Consider the following 566-nt stretch of genomic DNA (forward strand, 5'->3'; position numbering starts at 1 on the left):
CGCAGGGGGATGACTTTAGCGGTGCTGGGTGCTGTCTTTTCTGGTGCTGCGGTTTGTGCCGCAGACGTTGTATTGCCCTGGTCGGGCTGTTGTGTTGGTACTTGCTGCATGGGTGCTTACCTGTCTTATTCTTTACTTGCTTCAATCTTGGATTATTTTGCCCGGCTTGTCTTATTTCTCTGTCTGGGTTATGCCGCCGTACTGGCTGGTACAGCCACCGGGGCCGGGTGCATTTGCTGGGCACCGTTATCTGTCAGACGGTAGATGGCATCGACCTTGAGGCCCTTGGGCAAGCCATGGGTGATGAAGAGCATGGTGACTTTGCCTTTGAGGGCATTGATCGTCTGGGCGAAGTGTTCTGCAGTGGTGGTGTCAAGGGCGCTGGTGGCTTCATCAAAGATGAGGATGCTGGGGCGTTTGAGCAAGGCACGGGCGATGGCGATGCGTTGCTTTTGGCCGCCGGAGAGACCCGCGCCGCGTTCGCCGATTTCTGTCTGGTAGCCTTTGGGCAGTCCTTCGATGACGCTGTGAATTTCTGCCATCTTGCAGGCTGCCACGATTTGTTC

General features: G+C 56.0%; 1 protein-coding gene. It reads right to left on the minus strand.

Annotation, left to right across the window (positions count from 1 at the left end):
• Positions 1–188: 188 nt before the first annotated feature.
• A partial coding sequence (locus AC07OI_RS29820; RefSeq protein WP_495259673.1) for an ATP-binding cassette domain-containing protein occupies positions 189–566 on the minus strand: 378 nt, incomplete at its 5' end.

This window comes from Undibacterium sp. GW821-FHT07F11 (assembly GCF_059418665.1).